A 16,702-nucleotide genomic window follows, 5' to 3' on the forward strand; every position below is an offset into this window, starting at 1 on the left:
GGACCGGACTGGGGTACGGGCTCGTCATCGGGGTCCTCCGGGCAGTCGTCGGACGTCGACTCTGATCTACTCCCCCGCCTACCCGAGGCCCGCTCCGCCACTCACCCGACGGCGGCACGGAAGAATCAGGCCGCCCGCAGACCGCGGCACAGCCCCGCCACAGTCCGCCCGCGCCCCGCAGCACAGCCGGGAGCCGGACCGAAGCAGCGCCCCGAAGCACACCGCACTCCGTGAGCCGCATCGCAGCCTCGAACGCCGGCTCAGCCCACGAACCGCACCGCCACGCGCGGACGTGGCAAGCGCCCGCGAGCCACCTGGGCCGTGTCCGCACGGTCCCGCCCGCCGCACGACGCCTGGCACGCACTCACGCCGCACCGGGCGAAGCACCGAGTAGGTCCAAGCAGGAGGGTCTGCGCACGGCACGCAGAGAGCACGCACCGGATGCCGCGGGTCCCGCCCTCCGGGCGGACGACGGGACGGTGCGGACGCGACCTAGAACCGCTCGGGATGGGCCCGCAGCCAGTCCTTCGCGGCGGCGAGCAGCTCCGGGTCGGCCGCCGGGGCCTCCTCGGGGTGGCGGGCGGCCCACTTGGCGACGTAGGGGCACAGCGGGACCACCGGGACGCCCTCGCGCGCGGCGATGGTGTACAGCTCGCGGGCCAGGGAGCCGGCGATGCCCTTGCCCTCGTGGGCGGGCTCCACGATGGTGTGGACCGGGACCAGGGCGCGGGCGGGCGACTCGAGCACGAAGTACTCGATGTGGCCGACGACTTCGCCGTCGCCGACCGCTTCCAGGCGGCCTGCCGCCCGGTCGTCACGGATGTCGATGTCGCTCATGCACGCGCTCCTGGTCCTCGTACGCCGGTCAGGCCGTGGGTACGGCCTGCGGGCTGCGTTCCTGGTCCGAGCCGGGCACCGGCGCGGACGGGTCGGCGCCGAGCTCCACGATCCGGTTGCCGGCGTCGACGTGCACGACGCGGGGCCGGAACTCCCGTGCCTCGGCGTCGGTGACCTGAGCGTAACTGATGATGATCACCAGGTCTCCGGGGTGGACCAGGTGGGCGGCGGCGCCGTTGATCCCGATGACCCCGGACCCGCGCTCACCCTCGATGACGTACGTCTCCAGACGCGCCCCGTTGGTGATGTCGACGATGTGCACCAGCTCGCCCGGCAGCAGGTCGGCGGCGTCGAGCAGATCCGCGTCGATGGTCACCGACCCCACGTAGTGCAGGTCGGCCTGGGTGACGGTGGCGCGGTGGATCTTGGACTTGAACATGGTACGAAGCATGAAGAAACTCCCGAAGTGTCTGCTCCCTGCCTGCATACCGCAGGTCAAGGGCGGTTTCTGGAGCCTACAACGACTCGCATGTTCGGTCAGCTGCCGCCAGGTGTTCGAGGAGTCACTGACTCTTCTGATGGCCGTCGGCGTTGACGAGGGGGGTGCCCGGGTGACGGCACGCCGGCCCAGGTCTGGACGTGGCTGCGGCCAGTGGCGGACGAGTGGGCGGTCGGGCCATGATCGGTCGGTAGCCATGGCTCTGACGTGTGCGTCGAGACCATGCCGACCAACCGCACCGTGCAGGCCGTCGCGACGGCAGCGGTGACGGACACTGTCCGCCACCGCCGGCTCGGTGGGGTCTCAGGCGGCGGTGGTCCCGCCGCCCGCCGCTGCGCCGCTCCGGGCGGCGTCTTCGCGTGCGCCCTCGCCGGACTCACTGATCTCGACCCGGCGGGGCCGGGCGGCTTCGGCCTTGGGGACGGTGATGCTGAGCACTCCGTCCTGCATCTCAGCCTTGACCTTGTGGGTGTCCAACTCTCCGGGCAGCCGCAAACGGTACTCGAAGGCTCCGACGCGGCGGGTGCTGCGTCGCAGGACGCCCTTGCGCTCCCGCTCCTTGATCTCTCCGGTGACCACGAGTTCGGGACCGTTGGCCTCGACGTCGATGTCCTTGCTCTTCACACCAGGGAGTTCGATCTCTATGTGGAACGCGTCCTCGGACTCCGACACGTCCGCGAGAGGCGTCCACGCGGCCGCGGGTGCCGCGCCCACCGCCGACTCCAGCAGGCCGCTCATCTGGCTGAGCAGTTCGTCGAACTCGACCAGGGGATTGGCAGGGGTGGGTACCCAGACGGGCCTTTCCTGCAGACCGCCACCGCGGTGGCGCCGGACCGGCATGGCCATCACAATCGCCTCCTTCTTCCTTCTCGTGATCTCATCGCCCGCCATGGGTCACGCGAGCCATGCGGACTCCTTGTGGCGTAGGCGTGGGGAGACGTCCGAGTGGCCCGCGACAGCTGACGTGCCCGTGGTGCCGGGTACGGCCGAGTGCCCCAGGTGCCGGTGCACGAAGTGGATGGCCATCGCGCCCTCACCGGCCGCCGAGGCCACCCGCTTCACCGAGCCGCTACGGACGTCCCCCACCGCGAAGACCCCGGGCAGGCTGGTCTCCAGGGTCATGCACGAACGCCCGCGGCCGTGCCACACCTCGGAGTGGGCGCAGGCTTCCTGGGCCTCCGGCCCGGTGAGGACGAAGCCGCGGGAGTCGAGGGCGATGGTGCCGGCGAGCCACTCGGTGTGAGGGTCGGCTCCGGTGAAGACGAACAGGCTTCGTACCGCGAGTCGGCGGTGCCCGCCCGTGCGGTTGTCGACCACGTCGAGCTCCTCCAGCACCTCCTGGCCGATGACCTCGGTGACCTCGGTGTGCAGCATGACCTCCACCCGCGGATGGCGCTCGACCTGGTCGACCAGGTAGCGGGACATGCTGGCCTCGAGGCTGGCTCCTCGGACCAGCAGGTGCACCTTCGGCGCGTACCCGGCGAGGAACAGCACCGCCTGGCCCGCCGAGTTGCCTCCGCCGACGACGGCCACCGGGTCGACGCGGCACTGCTGGGCCTCGTACACGGTCGCCGAGTAGTGCACGCTCGTTCCCTCGAGGCGTTCGATGCCGGGCACCTGGAGCCGGCGGTAGCGGGCACCCATGGCCAGGACGACGGCGCGGGCGGCGATCTCGCTGCCGTCGGCGAACACGACCACGTAGTGGTCCTCGTCCTTGGGATGGATTCCGGTCGCCTCCAGCGGAAGGCTGATCCTGGCGCCGAACTTGTCGGCCTGGAGCACGGCTCGTTCGGTGAGTTCGGCGCCGGAGATACCGGAGGGGAAGCCGAGCAGATTCTCGATGCGGGACGATGTGCCGGCCTGGCCGCCGGTGGCCATCGCCTCCACCACGGTGGTGCTCAGGCCCTCGGAGGCGGCGTACACCGCCGCGGCGAGGCCGGCGGGTCCTGAGCCCACGATGAGGACGTCGCCGTGACGGTTCCCGGCGGGCAGTGCCGGCAGGCCGATGAGCCGGGCCAGCTCCGCGTTGCTGGGGTTGCGCAACAGGGTGGTGTCCCGCCAGATGACGAGCGGTGTCTCCTCCGGGCCGACGCCGAAGCGGCGCAGCAGTTCCTCCGCCTCCTCGTCGGTCTCCAGGTCGATCCACCGGTGCGGCAGCCGGTTGCGGACGGCGAACTCGCGCAGCCGCCTGGTGTCGGGCGAGTAGCGCGAGCCGATGATGCGGAAGCCGGCGCCCTGTCCGACGAGCAGCGCGCGACGGCCCAGACAGGCGCGCAACACGACGTCCCCGATGGTGGAGTCCCGGGACACCAGATGGCGCAACTGGTCCAAGGAGACGACGAGGACCTCGCCCGGCTCCCTGGCGACAGCGGTGTAGAAGGACACCTGTCCGTGCAGCAGGCCGAGTTCGCCGATGAAGCGACCGGGGCCGTGCACGCGCAGCACGTGCTCCTCGGGAGTGCCGTAGTCCTCGACGACGGCGACGGTACCGCTGAGGACGACGAAGAACGTCTCGCAGCGCTCCCCCTCCCGGATCAGCACGTCGTTCGGAGCCATGCTTCGGCGTTGCCCGTGCTCCGCCAGACGTGCTACCTGGTCCTCCGTGAGGCGCGGATACGCACCGTAGATGTCCGGGGTCTCCCAAGGGGCGGCCTCGTCCGCTTCCTTCGGCACCGGTTCTTCGCCCGGCGGCGACTGGTCGCCGGACATCAGACGAACGCCTCGTGAACGTAGCACCAGCGCCATTCCTCGCCGGGCTGGAACGACTGCACGATCGGATGGGCGACTGCAGCCGCATGGCTGCGCGCGTGCTTGTTCGGCGAGGAGTCGCAGCAGCCGACGTGCCCGCAGGTCAGGCAGAGCCTCAGGTGGACCCACGGGGAGCCGAGCACCAGACACTCCTGACACCCTTCCGGGGTCAGCGGCTGGACCGGCCGGACAAGCGCGAGGTGGGGGTCTGCACGCAGGGTCATCCGGATCACCCCTTCCGGGCGGTGAGCGACTGTTCCACCCACTGGCGCAGAGCGGGGGCGGGCGCCGCCCCCGCCTGCCGGGCGACCGTCGCGCCCTGGTCGAGGATCAGCAGTGTCGGTACGGCCTGGACCTCGAAACGCTGCGACAGTCGCGGGTTCTTGTCGACGTCGACCTTGACGAGTTTGATTCGGCCGGCGAGATCGGTGGCGACCTTCTCCAGCGCGGGGCTGACCATGCGGCAGGGGCCGCACCAGGTGGCCCACAGGTCGACCACGACGGGGACGTCGGCCCGCTCGGCGACCTCGGTGAAGTCGTCGTCGCCCGCGTCCACCATCCACGGCAGGGGCTGCTTGCAGTGGCCGCACTTGGGGCGGCCCTCCGCGGCCGCGGGCACCCGGTTGGTGCGCCCGCAGTTCGGACAACTGACGGTCGTCGCGTGCATCGTGTTCATGCCGCCCGCGCTCCCTTCACGTCCTCGGGCTGGTCGTAGGTGACCACCAGCTCTCCGTGTTCGGCGTCGACGCGGACCGTCGCGCCGTCCTGGACGTCGCCACGCAGCAGGGCGCGCCCGACCAGTGTCTCGACCTCGTGGGAGATGTAGCGGCGCAGTGGCCGGGCCCCGTACACCGGGTCGTAACCCTGGTGGGCGATCACTTCGCGGGCGGCGTCGGTGAGTTCGACGGTGATGCGGCGTTCGGCGAGCCGCTGCCGCAGTTCGTCGAACTGCAGCTCCACGATCCGCTCGATCTGCCGCTCGCCGAGCGGTTTGAACAGCACGATGTCGTCGACGCGGTTGAGGAACTCCGGGCGGAAGTGCCCGCGCAGCTCGCCCATCACCAGGGCGCGGGCATCGGGCTTGATCTCACCTTCGGCGGTGGCGCCGTCGAGGAGGTACTCGGAGCCGATGTTGGACGTCATGATGATCACGGTGTTGCGGAAGTCGACGGTGCGACCCTGCGAGTCGGTGATGCGGCCGTCGTCGAGGATCTGCAGCAGGGTGTTGAAGACATCGGTGTGCGCCTTCTCGATCTCGTCGAACAGCACAACCGAGTACGGCTTGCGGCGTACGGCCTCGGTGAGCTGGCCGCCTTCCTCGTAGCCGACGTATCCGGGCGGTGCGCCCATGAGCCGGCTGACGGTGTGCCGCTCCTGGTACTCACTCATGTCGAGGCGGACCATGCTCTCCTCGGAGTCGAACAGGGCCCGGGCGAGGGTCTTGGCAAGCTCGGTCTTCCCGACGCCGGTGGGGCCGAGGAAGATGAACGAGCCGATGGGGCGGCGAGGGTCGCGGATGCCGGAGCGGGCGCGGATGATGGCGTCGGCGACGAGCTTGACGGCCTCGTCCTGGCCGATGACGCGCTCGCGCAGGATCTCGTCGAGGCGCAGCAGTTTCTCGCGTTCGCCTTCCTGGAGGCGGGCGACGGGGACGCCGGTCCAGGCGGCGACGATCTCGGCGATCTCCTCCTCGGTGACGACCTCCCGCAGCAGCCGGTTCTGTCCTTGTTTGGCGGCCAGTTGCTCCTCCTCCGCGGCAAGTCGGCGCTCCAGATCCTGGAGGCGGCCGTAGCGGAGTTCGGCGGCGCGGTTGAGGTCGTAGGCGCGTTCGGCCTCCTCCGCCTCGTGACGGACCTGCTCCAGTTCCTGCCGCAGTTCCTGCACGCGGCGTATGGCCTGCCGTTCGGCCTCCCACTGGGCACGTTTGGCGTCGGCCTCGCCGCGCAGGTCGGCGAGTTCCCTGCGCAGTTCCTCCAGGCGAGTTTTGCTGGCGGCGTCGGTCTCCTTGGACAGGGCCGCCTCCTCGATCTCCAGGCGGGTGACGCGGCGGGTGATCTCGTCGAGTTCGGCGGGCATCGAGTCGATCTCGGTACGCAGCCGGGCGCACGCCTCGTCGACGAGGTCGATGGCCTTGTCGGGCAGGAACCGGTCGGTGATGTAGCGGTGGCTGAGGGTGGCCGCGGAGACCAGCGCGGTGTCCTGGATCTTCACGCCGTGGAAGACCTCCAGGCGTTCGCGCAGTCCGCGCAGGATGGAGATGGTGTCCTCCACGCTCGGCTCGTCGACCATGACCTGCTGGAAGCGGCGTTCCAGGGCGGCGTCCTTCTCGATGTGCTTGCGGTACTCGTCGAGGGTGGTGGCGCCGATCATGTGCAGTTCGCCGCGGGCGAGCATCGGCTTGAGCATGTTGCCCGCGTCCATGGCCCCTTCGGCGGCGCCCGCTCCTACGACGGTGTGGAGTTCGTCGACGAAGAGCAGGATGCGCCCCTGGGCGGCCTTCACCTCGGACAGCACGGCCTTGAGACGTTCCTCGAACTCGCCGCGGTACTTGGCGCCGGCGACCAGGGAGCCCATGTCGAGGGCGAACACCGTCTTGTCGCGCAGACCCTCGGGGACATCGCCACGGACGATGCGCTGGGCCAGGCCCTCGACGATGGCGGTCTTGCCGACGCCGGGGTCGCCGATGAGGACGGGGTTGTTCTTGGTCTTGCGGCTGAGGATCTGGGTGACACGGCGGATCTCCGCGTCACGGCCGATGACGGGGTCCAGCCGCCCGGACCGAGCCTCGAGGACCAGGTCGCGGCCGTACTTCTCCAGCGCCTCGTAGGCCACTTCGGGGTTGGCGGAGGTGACCCGCTGGTTGCCGCGGACCTGGGTGAGCGCCCTCAGGAACGAATCCCGGGTCACGCCGTGCTCCTTGAGCAGGCGTCCGGCGGCGGTCGACGAGCTCTCCTCGGCCAGGGCGAGCAGGAGGTGCTCCACGGACACGTACTCGTCCTTGAGGCGTTTGGCCTCCCGTTCGGCGGCGTCGAGCAGGCGGGACAGGCGCTGGGTGACGAAGACCTGGCCGGGTGCCGCGCCGGGGCCGGTGACCTTCGGGCGGCGGGAGAGTTCCTCGCGCACGGCCGCGCGTAGTTCCTTCGGCTCGGTGCCGGCCTGTTGCAGCAACCGCGGGATCAGACCGTCCTCCTGATCGAGAAGTGCGAGCAGCAGGTGTTCCCCGTCGACCTCGGTGTGCCCCATGCCGACGGCCGCGGACTGAGCCTCCTGGAGGGCTTCCTGGGACTTCTGGGTGAGACGGTTCATGTCCATGGGGGTGTTTCACTCCTCGTGCCGCGGCCGCGCAGGGCGGCTTCGAGCAGGCTGATGCGGTCGAGCAGGTCGAGCACCAGGCCGATGGATGCGTAGTTGAGGCAGAGTCCGGTGCGCAGCCGCTGGATGCGGGCAAGGACCGCCGGAGCCGTGGGGTCGAACACCAGGCGCCCCGCGCTGTCGCGTTCGGCGTCGACCAGGCCGAGGGCGACGAACCGGCGGATCAGATCGGGGTGGAGGCCCGAGCGACGGGCCACAGCGTCGAGGGAGAGCATGGGGGCGGGCACGAGCGCGTACCGGACGGCCGTCGAGGCGGTGATGTCGGCGCCCGTTCGTACCGGACGGCCACCCACGCCGGCCTGGCCGAAGCCTCCCGTTCCCGCAGGTCGGTCGTTCATCGCGTCCTCCTGGGGTCGAACGAGGAAGTGGCGGCGAGCTCCTCGAACAGTTCGCGCTCCCGGTCGTCGAGGACGGGAGGCACCATGATGCGGAGTTCGGCGTACAGGTCGCCGTTCGCGCCCCGCGGGTTCGGCATGCCCTCACCGCGCAGCCGCAGCCGCCGGCCGCTGGACGAGCCCGCGGGCACCGTGACCTTGGCCGTGCCGCCGCCGGGCGTGGGCACCGGCACGGTCGCACCCAGGGCCGCCTCCCACGGGGCGACCGGAAGCAGGACGTGCACGTCACGGCCGTCAAGCCGGAACCGGGGGTGGGGCCGGATACGCACCCGCAGGTACAGGTCGCCCGCGGCGGCGTCACCACTGCCCTGGCCACCCTCACCCGCCAGCCGGATGCGCTGCCCGTCGGTGACGCCCGGCGGCACGTCGACCTCGTACCGCCGCGGCTGCCCGGTGGGACCGGCGAGCGTGACGGTGCGACGGCCGCCTCGGTACGCCTCCTCGACAGTGAGCGGCAGTTCGGCCTCCTGGTCCGCTCCGGGGACGCCGCCTCGGGCGGCGCCGGCTCCGAACATGGAGCCGAACAGGTCCTCGATGTCGATGCCCTCCGCGCCGAAGTCGTCGCCGAAGCCGGTGGCGTACCGGACGCGGGGACCGCCACCGCCTGCGGTCCGCCGACCGCGGAAGCCGCCGCCCGCTCCCGCCGCGACCCGTTCGTCGAAGTCCTCCGGGATCTTGCGGAAATCCTCGCCGAAGCGGTCGTAGCGGGCTCGGGTCTTGGGATCGGACAGGACGCTGTGTGCCTCGTTGAGGTCCTTGAAAAGCTCCTCCGCCCCGGGGTCCTTGTTGACGTCGGGGTGGTACCTGCGGGCGAGTTTGCGATATGCCTGCTGGATCTCGTCCTGGCTCGCGGTCCGCGAGACGCCCAGCACCTCGTAGAAGTCCCGTGCCATGGCCGGTCACTCTCGCTTCGCGACAGTCACGGCGGCGGGCCTGAGCTGCCGCTCGCCGTCCCCGTAGCCGGGGCGCAGCACCTCGACGACCGTGCCCGGTGGGGCGTCGGGGTCCTGGACGACGCCGACCACCTCGTGCCGGGCCGGGTCGAAGGCGACGCCGGTCTCGGCATGCCGCGGGTAGCCGAGCAGTTCGAGGACGTTCACCGCCTGGTCACGTACCGCCCGGATGCCCTCCACGATCGCGCCCGGATCGGCGCCGGCGTGGGTCAGGGCGAGTTCGAGGTTGTCCAGGACGGGCAGGAAGGCGGCCGCCGTGCGGGACCGCTCGACCGCCCGTTCGCGCTCCAGTTCCCTGGCGTGACGCTTGCGAAGGTTGTCGAGGTCGGCGAGTGCGCGCCGCCAGCGGTCCTCCAGTTCCCGGATCGCGGTCGTGTACTCGTCCTCGGCAGTCGCGGGGCCGGCGGCATCGGCTCCCGGTTGGTCGTCCGCCGCTCCGGGCCGGGGCGGGCCCGGTTGCGGCAAATCCGCGCGAGGAGGGCGTCCGGCGTCTCCCGGGACCGGTTCGACCGGATCCGACGCCGCCCGGTCGGGTTCCTGAGGATGGGTGGGCATGGCGCGCCTCAGCCCTTGTCGAACTCGGCGTCGATGACATCATCGTCAACGCCACCGCCGCTCGGGCCGTCACCGGTCGCGCCGCCCCCGGTGGTGTCCTGGCCGGGACCGCCTGTGTCGGCCGCGCCCTGATGAGCCGCCAGCCCGGCAAGCACCTGCTGGAGTTCGGAGGCCAGGGGCCGCACGCGCTCCACGCCTGCCTCTTCCTTGACCGCAGCCCGGGCGTCGGACACGAGCATCTCGGCGCGTGCCTTCTCGTGCGCGGGGGCTGCGTCGCCCAGTTCGGCGAGACGCTTCTCGACCTGGTATGCGACGGCGTCGAGCTCGTTGCGGGCGTCGACGGCCTCGCGGAGTGCCTGGTCCTGGCCCTGGTTGCGCTCGGCCTCCTGGACCATGCGTTCGACCTCGCTCCGGTCGAGGTTGGAACTCTCGCTGATGGTGATGCCCTGTTCCTTGCTGGTGTCCTTGTCGCGCGCGCTGACGTTGAGGATGCCGTTGGCGTCGACGTCGAAAGTGACATCGACCTGTGGTTCGCCCCGCGGCGCCGGCCGGATGTCGGTGAGCTGGAACCGGCCGAGCACCCGGTTGTCGGCTGCCCGCTCTCGCTCGCCCTGGAGGACCACCACATCGACGGCCGGCTGGTTGTCCTCGGCGGTGGAGAAGGTCTCGCTGCGGCGCACCGGGATGGTGGTGTTCCGCTCGACGATCTTCGTCATCACTCCGCCGCGCGTCTCCACGCCCAACGACAGCGGGGTGACGTCGAGCAGCAGGACATCCTTGACCTCGCCCTTGAGCACCCCGGCCTGGATCGCGGCGCCCAGCGCCACGACCTCGTCGGGGTTGACGCTCATGTTGGGGTCCTTGCCGCCGGTCAGCCGGCGCACCAACGCCTGGACGGCGGGGATGCGGGTGGAGCCGCCGACGAGGATGACCTCGTCGATGTCGCTCTCGCCGACCTTGGCGTCGGCCATCGCCTGCTGCACCGGTCCCAGGCAACGCTCCACCAGGTCGCCGGTGATCTGCTCGAAGGTGGAGCGCATGATCGAGTCGGTGAGGTGCTTGGGGCCCGAGGCGTCGGCGGTGATGAACGGCAGGCTGACCTGCGTCTGCGTCACCGAACTGAGCTCGGTCTTGGCCTTCTCCGCCGCCTCGAATAGACGTTGCAGCGCCTGCGGGTCCTTGCGCAGGTCGATGCCGTTCTCCTTCTGGAAGTCGTCCGCGAGGTAGTCCACCAGCCGCCGGTCGAAGTCGTCGCCGCCCAGGTGGCTGTCACCGGCGGTGGAGCGCACCTCCACCACGCCGTCGCCGACGTCGAGGATGCTCACGTCGAAGGTGCCGCCGCCCAGGTCGAAGACGAGGACGGTCTCGTGCTCCTTCTTGTCCATGCCGTACGCGAGGGCGGCCGCCGTCGGCTCGTTGATGATCCGCAGCACCTCCAGGCCCGCGATCCGGCCGGCGTCACGGGTCGCGGTGCGCTGGGCGTCGTTGAAGTAGGCGGGCACGGTGATGACCGCCTCCGTGACCCGCTCCCCCAGCTGCTTGGAGGCGTCGTCGGCGAGTTTGCGCAGCACCTGTGCGCTGATCTCCTCAGGCGCGTACAGCTTGTCGCGCACCTTGAAGCGGGCCTCGCCGTTCTCTCCCGGGACGACGTCGTAGGCGACGGCCTTGGCTTCGTCGGAGACCTCGTCGAAGTGCCGGCCGATGAACCGCTTGGCCGAGTAGATGGTGCCCTTGGGATTGAGGATCGCCTGGCGCCGGGCCAGCTGGCCGACCAGACGTTCCCCGGTGTCGGTGAAGGCCACCACGGACGGTGTCGTGCGGTTGCCCTCGCTGTTGGGCACGACGGACGGCTCGCCGCCCTCCCAGACGGCGATCACCGAGTTGGTGGTGCCCAGGTCGATGCCCACTGCCTTGGCCATGGGGAACTCCTCCCGGTGCGGCGCCTGCGTCGACTCTCCGGATCACGTTCGTGCAGACAGGGGTGGGACCTCCGCCGGTGCGCACGGAGGGTCTCGAAGCTCGAGCACTCCCCAGGGTGACGAACCGGGTGGCTCCACGCCTGCGCCTGGCGAGTCAGGAATGCACGGCTCCGGTCGCCCCACGAGTACGAGAGAAAGAATCCGGACATCTCAGATAAGCCGGCCGGGAGCGGGTACACGAAATACCGCTCGCCCCCCTGAGGACTTGGGGAGAACGGAGTGATCCCATGGCCGGCAGCCGGGCGCACAGCCTGTACCACCGCGGCTCCGACCGGGAGGGCAGCCTTCCGCGGGGCAGCGCCGGGCGGCACCCCACGGCCGCGCGCAAAGGGTCACGCCCACCCGCTTGCACCCCGGCCGGCCATGCCCTCCGCGCCCTGCTGGTGCTCTCCCGCGCCCTGTTCGAGACCCCGGACGAAGGCGAGATCCTGCGCCTGGCCATGGACCACATAGCCGCCGCGGGTCCATATCGCGCCGAGGCCGGGTACCTCACGGTGGACGGCGACCTGGTCCCCAGCCCGAGGAACGGGCAGACGCACGCCTCGGCCGTGGGCCGGAGGGTGCGGGAGCTGGCCGGGCAGGACGGCCCTGTGACCGTACCCGGAAAGCCCTGGGGCCAGGCCCTGGGGCTGCGCGGGCTCGAGAGACTCCACGGCTACCTCGTGGTGACGTCCCGCTCCCGGCCCACCGCGGCCGAGCGATCTCAGCTCGCCACGCTCGTCCGGCACACCGCCGCCGCACTGTCGGTCGCCTTCGCACACCGCCGCCAACGCGAGGACGCGCTGGAGCTGCACCGGCTGAGGGAGGAACGCACAGCCCTCCAGCGGCAGGTGATCTCCGTCATGGCGGAGCTGGGGTACCAGCGGGCCGTGCACGCGCTCATGGCCGACGTCGCCGCCTCGGGCGGCGGCGAGGAAGCCATCACCCGCGCACTGCACCGGCTCACCGGACTTCCCGCGCTGGTCGAGGACCGCTTCGGACGGCTGAGGTCCTGGACCGGCCCCAGCCGTCCCGACCCCTATCCGGAACCGGATCCCGTGCGCCAGGAGGAGATGCTGCACGCCGCCGCCCGGGAGGTCGGGCCGGTGCGGATAAAGGACCGGTTGATCAGCCTGGTCCGCCCGCACGGTGAGACCCTGGGCGTGCTGGCCCTGGTCGATGCCCGGGGCGAGGCCGACGAGCACACCGTGCTCGCGCTGGCACACGCCTCCACCTCGCTCGCCCTGGAACTGGTGCACCTGCGTGATCTGGCCGAAGTCGAGTTGAGGCTGCACCGCGAGCTGGTCGACGACCTCCTGGCAGGGACGGGAGCTGCGAGCGCCTACGCCCGGTCCGAGGCAGTCGGACACGATCTGCACCGCAGCCACTACGTCGTCGTGGTGCAGTGGTCGAACCGGACCGCCGACGATTCCTTCGCGCGGACCGTGGGGCGGGCGGCCTCTGCCGTGGGCATGCGCTCGATGCTGACCCGACGCTCCGACCACGTGGTCCTGGTCGCCGACGACAGGCCGCACGCCCGCGCGCTGTACGAGGCGCTCGCCCGGGAGACCGGAACACGGTCCGGGACGATCGGGGTGAGCGCCCCTTCCGACTCCCTGGACGACATCCCCCACCGCTACCAGGAGGCGCAGCGCGCCCTGGACGTGCGCCGCCACTCCCGCGAGCGCTACGGCACGACGTTCTTCGACGAGCTCGGCCTCTACCGCATCCTGGGACCCGGCAACGATTACCGGGAACTGGAGACGTTCGTCCACGAGTGGCTCGGGCAGCTCATCGACTACGACTCGCGGCACCACGCGGCCATGGTGGAGACCCTGTCCAGGTACTTCGACTGCGGCGGCAACTACGACGAGACCGCCGACTCCCTCGCGATCCACCGCAGCACGTTGCGCTATCGGCTCCAGCGCATCCGCGAGATCAGCGGCCACGACCTCGCGGACGTCGAGGACCGGCTGAACCTCCAGGTGGCGACCCGAGTATGGAAGATCGTGCTGGGCGGCCCCGGCTGACGCAAGATCGTGCTGGGCGGCCCCGGCTGACGCCGAAGCGGGCGAGGCGACCTCCCTCGTAGGTCAGCCCAGCACCTCTTCGATCGGGGCGTCGGCGTCCACGTAGCGCACGAGCTTGCGGTTCGCGAATTCCATGATGCCCACGTCGCCGAGTTCGCGCCCGTAGCCGGAACGGCTGATGCCGCCGAAGGGCAGCTCCGGACGGGACGCCGTCGGGTGGTTGATCCACACCATGCCCGCCTCCAGCCGGTCCGCGACCCCGCGAGCACGTTCCGGGTCGGCGGCGAAGACCGCGCCTCCCAGGCCGTAGGGGGAGGTGTTGGCCAGCGCCACGGCCTCGTCCTCGTCGGCGACCCGGTAGACGGCGGCAACGGGGCCGAAGAGCTCTTCCCGGTAGGCCCGCATGTCCGGTGTGACGTCGGTGAGGACGGTCGGCTCGACGAAGGCGCCCGGCAGGTCGGGCCGCCCGCCGCCCAGCACCACCGTGGCTCCCTTGTCCACCGCGTCACGGACCTGCTCCATCAGGAGTTCGGCCGCGGCCTCGGAGGACAGCGGGCCGAGCGTGGTGGCGGGGTCGGCCGGATCTCCCGGTTGGACCTCGCCCATCCGGTCACGCAGCCCGGTGAGGAAGGCGTCGTAGACGTCGGCAAGGGCGATGAAGCGCTTGGCCGCCACGCAGCACTGCCCGGTGTTGCCCATCCGGCCGAGGAACGCGGCGTAGACGGTGCGCTCGAGGTTGTGACCGTCCAGCACGACGAAGGGATCACTGCCGCCCAGCTCGAGGACGGACTTCTTGACATTGCGGCCGGCGATCTCGCCCACGCTCACGCCCGCCCGCTCGCTGCCGGTCAGTGACGCTCCCTGCACACGGGAGTCATCGATGATCTTCCCGACGTCCCTGCCCCGCACGAAGAGATTGGTATAGACCCCGGTCGGCACACCCGCATCCGTGAACAGCCGCTCGAGTGCCAGTGCGGACTGGGGGCAACTGCTCGCATGCTTGAGCAGGATCGTGTTGCCGAGGACGAGGTTCGGACCCGCGAATCGGACCACCTGGTACAGCGGGAAGTTCCAGGGCATCACACCGAGAAGGACGCCGAGCGGCTCGTTCACCAGCACGGCCGTGCCCCCGGGCACCGGCAGGGGTCGCTCTTCCAGCAGCTCGGGACCGTGCTCGCCGTAGTAGGTGAGGATGTCGGACGCGAGGTCGACCTCCGCACGGCTCGAGTTGATCAGCTTGCCGACCTCAAGGGTCAGGAGTTGCGCCAGTTCCTCCTTGCGCTCCCTCATGAGCCGGCCGGCGCGTCGCACGAGGGCCCCACGGTCGGCCGTCGACCGGGCACGCCAGTCCGGAAAGCTCCGGTGCGCCGCGTCGATCGCGCGCTCCACGTCCTCCGCGCTCAGCGCCGGGAACTCCCGAACCCTTTCACCGGTGTACGGGTTGACCGTGGCGATGGGGCTTCCCTGGCCAGTGACATGGGCGTCCATGGCGCCTCCCTGGAGTCGGGGCACTTCGGGTTTCCACGCCCAAGCCCGTTCACACCTGCTGATTCGTCCCATGTCACGGCAAATTGTGGCACCTGACCGGCGACGCCCTGCACACCACGGTGCACGGAGGCGTCGAGCTGTGGGTGGTCGTGGTCACCGCCGTCCGTGCGCGGGCCGGGTCGGCGTGGGAGGCTTGCAGGGGGTCCGCGCCGTTCATCGCAACACAGCAGCGAAGGAGGACGACGCATGGATGAGCAGGAATTCGTCCGTACCGTCGCCGAGCGCACCGGACTGAGCCGGCAGGAGGCGAAGGACCTGACCTGGGCCACGCTCGAGACGCTGGCCCACAGGCTGAGCACGGGGGAGGCCAGAGACCTGATCACCGAGCTCCCCGAGGGCCTCGCGGAGGCGGTGCGCCGGGGAACCACGGACCGCATCGAGCGCTTCGGCCATCACGACAGCGTGCGGCGCGTGGCCGAACGCACCATGCTCAAGGAGGAGGAAGCCGACCGGGGTGTGCGAACCGTACTGGCCGTGCTCCGGGAGGCGATCAGCGAGAAGGAGTTCAGCGACCTGATGTCGCAGCTCGGAACGGACTTCTCCCAGGCCCTCGAATCCGCCGGGTGACCCCGGAACCTCGGCACGGCGCCCGCGTCACGGCGGCAGCGGCCCGGACGCTGCGTGTGCGCCGGGACGGACGGCACGGTGGGTGACACCCGCGGACCGCCGGTCTCGGTGGCGACAGGACCGCGGCCCGGGCGTCAGAGGGCGATGACGTGGAGGTCGACCAGGTCGAGCAGCGCCCCCAGGGCCGCGCTGGGCCGCCGGGTCGACGACGTGCCGAGATGCATGCTCCAGCGGAGCATGGTGCCGTCGACGTCCAGGACGTGCAGGCCGGGGGTGCGGGCAACGGCGAACGCGGGCAGGAAGGCGATGCCCAGGCCGTGCCGGACCAGGGCCGCCCCCATGTCGATGTCCGGCACTTCCAGTGCCACCCGGCGTACGACGCCCGCCGCCGCGAACGCCCGGTCGACCACCTCGCGGTTGCCGTAGCCCGGCGGGAAGTCCACGAAGGGCTCCCCCGCGAGGTCCGCGAGTGCCACCTCCCCCCGCTGCGCGAGCGGATGGGCGGCGCTCACCACGAGGACGAGCGGCACGGTGGCCAGCTCCCGTGCGTCGATCCCGGCGGGCTTGTGCTCGGGCAGCGACAGGAAGGCCACGTCCAGGTCCCCGCTCAGCAGCGCGTGCGCCAGCCCCGCCGATCCGGTCGTCGCCAGCCGCAGCCGGACGTCGATCGCCGGATGCCGGGCGTGGAGCTGCCCGAGGAGCGCAGGCAGGTCCACCACCTCGACCGAGGCCATGGCGCCCACGTTCACCGTGCCGCGCAGCGTGCCCCGTGCGGCGCGCGCGGCGTCCTGGGCCGCCTGGGCGGCGTGCAGGGTGGCCCGGGCCTCCGGCAGCAGCGCCGCGCCCGCCCCGGTGAGCCGGACCTGCTGCGACGTGCGCTCGAACAGCGCGCAGCCGAGCTCGCGCTCCAGGGAGCGGATCGCGGCGGACACCCCCGACTGCACCACGTGCAGCCGACGGGCGGCCCGCGTGAAACTCAGCTCCTCGGCGACCGCGACGAAGTGCTCCAGCTGACGTAGCTCCACGCGACAAGTATCACTCGCATTGCTCGATCCCAGCAAAAACATTCGTTGGCGCTGATCCTGGCTGGTGAGGAGGATGGAAGGGCGCCATCCACTTCCGCCCGAGGAGGGGTACCCCTGCCTGCCGTACCGACGCCGCTGAGCCGTCCCACAACCGACGCCACCGGCGACCCGACCCACCGGATCCCAGCACCCGCTGCCGCCGACCTGCCGCCCCA

15 protein-coding genes are annotated in these 16,702 nt (G+C 70.9%); 2 read left to right on the plus strand and 13 right to left on the minus strand.

Going from position 1 to position 16,702, the window contains the following annotated elements:
- Positions 1 to 492 precede the first annotated feature (492 nt).
- The 11 genes from V7E45_RS29670 to dnaK form a co-directional block, all read right to left on the minus strand.
- Entirely contained in the window at positions 493 to 837 is a 345-nt protein-coding gene (locus V7E45_RS29670; protein WP_333777281.1) for a GNAT family N-acetyltransferase, read from the minus strand.
- A gap of 28 nt (positions 838 to 865) precedes the next feature.
- A complete protein-coding gene (gene panD / locus V7E45_RS29675; protein ID WP_333777282.1) occupies positions 866 to 1,288 on the minus strand; it encodes an aspartate 1-decarboxylase in 423 nt (140 codons plus the stop codon).
- Between the two features lie 351 nt (positions 1,289 to 1,639).
- Positions 1,640 to 2,182: an Hsp20/alpha crystallin family protein gene (locus V7E45_RS29680; RefSeq protein ID WP_333777283.1), complete on the minus strand. Its 543-nt coding sequence runs from the start codon at positions 2,180 to 2,182 to the stop codon at positions 1,640 to 1,642.
- A 48-nt stretch (positions 2,183 to 2,230) separates the two neighbouring features.
- The gene (locus V7E45_RS29685) at positions 2,231 to 4,045 is read right to left on the minus strand and encodes an FAD-dependent oxidoreductase (protein WP_333777284.1); all 1,815 of its coding nucleotides are present in this window, start codon (positions 4,043 to 4,045) and stop codon (positions 2,231 to 2,233) included.
- Complete coding sequence (locus tag V7E45_RS29690) at positions 4,045 to 4,308, minus strand: UBP-type zinc finger domain-containing protein (RefSeq protein WP_333777285.1); 264 nt, start codon at positions 4,306 to 4,308, stop codon at positions 4,045 to 4,047. Before V7E45_RS29690 ends, V7E45_RS29685 begins: the two co-directional genes overlap by 1 nt.
- A 5-nt stretch (positions 4,309 to 4,313) precedes the next feature.
- Positions 4,314 to 4,760: a thioredoxin gene (gene trxA / locus V7E45_RS29695; RefSeq protein ID WP_333777286.1), complete on the minus strand. Its 447-nt coding sequence runs from the start codon at positions 4,758 to 4,760 to the stop codon at positions 4,314 to 4,316.
- Positions 4,757 to 7,396, minus strand: a complete 2,640-nt coding sequence (clpB, locus tag V7E45_RS29700) for an ATP-dependent chaperone ClpB (RefSeq protein ID WP_333777287.1) — start codon at positions 7,394 to 7,396, stop codon at positions 4,757 to 4,759. Before clpB ends, trxA begins: the two co-directional genes overlap by 4 nt.
- Complete coding sequence (locus V7E45_RS29705; RefSeq protein WP_333777288.1) at positions 7,387 to 7,794, minus strand: chaperone modulator CbpM; 408 nt, start codon at positions 7,792 to 7,794, stop codon at positions 7,387 to 7,389. The genes clpB and V7E45_RS29705 overlap by 10 nt, the downstream gene beginning before the upstream one ends.
- Positions 7,791 to 8,744 carry a J domain-containing protein gene (locus V7E45_RS29710; RefSeq protein WP_333777289.1) on the minus strand — a complete coding sequence of 318 codons (954 nt, stop codon included), beginning with the start codon at positions 8,742 to 8,744 and terminating at the stop codon, positions 7,791 to 7,793. Before V7E45_RS29710 ends, V7E45_RS29705 begins: the two co-directional genes overlap by 4 nt.
- A gap of 6 nt (positions 8,745 to 8,750) precedes the next feature.
- A complete protein-coding gene (locus tag V7E45_RS29715; protein WP_333777290.1) occupies positions 8,751 to 9,359 on the minus strand; it encodes a nucleotide exchange factor GrpE in 609 nt (202 codons plus the stop codon).
- An 8-nt stretch (positions 9,360 to 9,367) separates the two neighbouring features.
- Entirely contained in the window at positions 9,368 to 11,278 is a 1,911-nt protein-coding gene (gene dnaK, locus V7E45_RS29720; RefSeq protein ID WP_333777291.1) for a molecular chaperone DnaK, read from the minus strand.
- A 287-nt stretch (positions 11,279 to 11,565) separates the two neighbouring features.
- Here dnaK and V7E45_RS29725 point away from each other — a divergent pair, with 287 nt between their 5' ends.
- A complete protein-coding gene (locus tag V7E45_RS29725) occupies positions 11,566 to 13,347 on the plus strand; it encodes a PucR family transcriptional regulator (protein ID WP_333777292.1) in 1,782 nt (593 codons plus the stop codon).
- A 63-nt stretch (positions 13,348 to 13,410) separates the two neighbouring features.
- On the opposite strand, the gene V7E45_RS29730 is transcribed toward V7E45_RS29725, so the two are convergent.
- On the minus strand, positions 13,411 to 14,835 hold the full coding sequence (locus V7E45_RS29730; protein ID WP_333777293.1) for an NAD-dependent succinate-semialdehyde dehydrogenase: 1,425 nt from the start codon (positions 14,833 to 14,835) through the stop codon (positions 13,411 to 13,413).
- Between the two features lie 246 nt (positions 14,836 to 15,081).
- Between V7E45_RS29730 and V7E45_RS29735 the strand changes: the two genes are divergently transcribed.
- Positions 15,082 to 15,462 (plus strand): DUF2267 domain-containing protein, encoded by a 381-nt coding sequence (locus V7E45_RS29735; RefSeq protein WP_333777294.1) that lies wholly within the window; start codon positions 15,082 to 15,084, stop codon positions 15,460 to 15,462.
- Between the two features lie 134 nt (positions 15,463 to 15,596).
- Here the strand turns inward: V7E45_RS29735 and V7E45_RS29740 are convergent, their stop codons facing one another.
- Complete coding sequence (locus tag V7E45_RS29740; RefSeq protein ID WP_093695427.1) at positions 15,597 to 16,487, minus strand: LysR family transcriptional regulator; 891 nt, start codon at positions 16,485 to 16,487, stop codon at positions 15,597 to 15,599.
- Positions 16,488 to 16,702: the final 215 nt, after the last annotated feature.

It is taken from the genome of Streptomyces sp. IBSBF 3136 (assembly GCF_036815105.1).
Classification (GTDB): Bacteria; Actinomycetota; Actinomycetes; order Streptomycetales; family Streptomycetaceae; genus Streptomyces.